This window comes from uncultured Acidovorax sp. (assembly GCF_964021665.1).
Taxonomy (GTDB): Bacteria; Pseudomonadota; Gammaproteobacteria; order Burkholderiales; family Burkholderiaceae_C; genus Acidovorax; species Acidovorax temperans.
In genome coordinates this window covers 1-1,950 of sequence record NZ_CAXIAK010000163.1, presented here as the reverse complement: position 1 = coordinate 1,950, position 1,950 = coordinate 1, and the positions used below count along the sequence as shown (strand labels likewise).

Below are 1,950 nucleotides of genomic sequence, written 5' to 3'. Positions count from 1 at the left end.
ACGACATTTATCGAGTGCATCACTAGCATTCGCTAGAAGAGCCTAAAAACAGCTGCCAGCGCAGATTGGATAAGCGCAGGCAGCTATGAAAATAGGAGCAATCAGGCCTTGGGCGCGTTCTGGCCCAGAGCAATTTTCAGCAGATCGGCCACGGTGTTGGCATTGAGCTTTTCCATGATGTTGGCACGGTGCGCCTCCACGGTCTTGATGCTGATGCCCAGGTCGTCGGCGATCTGCTTGTTCAGGCGGCCTGCAACGATGCGTTCGAGCACCTGCGCTTCGCGGCTGGTGAGCTTGGAGAGCAGGGCATCGCGGCTGGCGGCTTGCTGAAAGCCCGCAAAAGCTTCGCGGGCATGGTCCAGCATGCGCTCAACCAAGCCCAGCAGTTCTTCTTCATCAAAAGGCTTCTGGATGAAATCCAGCGCGCCTTTTTTCATGGTGTTCACCGCCATGGGCACATCGCCGTGGCCGGTGATGAAAACGATGGGCAGAGGCGACTTGCGCTCGATCAACCGGTCTTGCAATTCAAGGCCCGTCATGCCGCCCATGCGGATGTCCACAATCAGGCAGGCCACTTCGCGCGGGTCATAGCGCGAGAGGAAGGTCTCAGCCGAATCAAAGCAGCGTACGCGGTAATCCTTGCCCTCCAGCAGCCATTGCAGCGAATCGCGCACGGCCTCGTCATCATCTACAACGTAAACAGTGCCTTTTTTCGGAATCAAGCTCATGCAATTGTCCTCGGATTTTGCTCGTTTGCTACAGAGTTTGTAGTGTCATCGGCAGGCTTTGCCAGCGGAAGCCAGAAGGAGAACCGGCAGCCAACGACGTCCGTTCCATTGTAGATGTTCTGCGCCTGCATCCTTCCCTGGTGGGACTCGACGATGCTGCGACACAAATTCAGGCCCATGCCCATGCCTTCTTGCTTGGTGGAGAAGAAGGCTTCAAAGAGCCGCTCCAGCACTTCAGGGGCCAGGCCTTTGCCCGTGTCCTGCACCGAAAACTCAACCACTTCGCCCTCTTCCGTGTGCTTGGGAACCACGCGCAACTCCACACTGCGGCCCGAAGGAGGGCGCTGCGCATGCTGGATGGACTCGGCGCCGTTCTTCATCAGGTTGACCAGCACCTGCTCGATCAGGATGGTGTCGGCCATCACGGGCGGCAGGCGAGCGGCAATGTAGTGGGTGAGGCGCACGTTGTGACGGCGCAGTTCAATGTCTGCAAGCTCCACGGCTTCAGACACCATGCTGTGCACGTCGGCCAAAGTGCGGTTGGGTTCGCTCTTTTTCACAAAGGCGCGGATGCGCTGGATGATCTGGCCCGCACGCTGCGCCTGGTGGGCGGTTTTTTGCAGTGCCGACAACAACGCTTCTTCCGTGATCTGCCCACTTTGGATGCGCGAGACCATGCCCGAACAGTAATTGTTGATGGCGGTGAGCGGTTGGTTGAGTTCATGCGCCACGCTGGAGGCCATTTCACCCATGGTGATGAGGCGGCTGACCGATTGGGCGCGCTCCGCCTGGCGCTCGGCTTGCTCTTCAGCCAGGCGACGGGGGGTGATATCGGTGGCAATGACCATCTGAGCCAAGCGGCCGTCCACCCAGTTCAGGTAGCGTGAGCGTACTTCCAGCCATTTGCCCAGGTCGGGCAGGTAAATCTCGGCGTTTTCAGACCGCGCGCTGGTCAACGGGTCGGTGGGCAGCCCCATCAGGCCATCTTCGTCATCCACCCCGCTGTTGCTGGCGACCGGCAGCACACCGGCCTGGGCCACCAGTTGCAAGTGCCCCGCCGTCTGGGATCCGAACCATTGGCGATAGAGCTTGTTGGCAAACAGCAGTTCTTCGCTGCCCAGCGGCGCCACCGACACTGAGGCATCCAGCGCCGCCAGCACCATGGTGCAACTCGCATGCGCAGCAGTGACCTGCTGGCGCGGCGGGGTGTGCTAGGTGACGT

1 protein-coding gene and 1 pseudogene are annotated in these 1,950 nt (G+C 59.7%); both read right to left on the bottom strand.

Features of this window, described 5'->3' with window-relative positions; genetic code table 11:
* Window positions 1-101: 101 nt before the first annotated feature.
* The gene (locus AADJ04_RS17910) at window positions 102-728 is read right to left on the bottom strand and encodes a response regulator transcription factor (RefSeq protein ID WP_044396750.1); all 627 of its coding nucleotides are present in this window, start codon (window positions 726-728) and stop codon (window positions 102-104) included.
* Window positions 725-1,927 (bottom strand): annotated as a pseudogene (locus AADJ04_RS17905) (HAMP domain-containing sensor histidine kinase); the annotation flags it as partial. The pseudogene AADJ04_RS17905 and the gene AADJ04_RS17910, both read right to left, overlap by 4 nt.
* Between the last annotated feature and the right edge of the window lie 23 nt (window positions 1,928-1,950).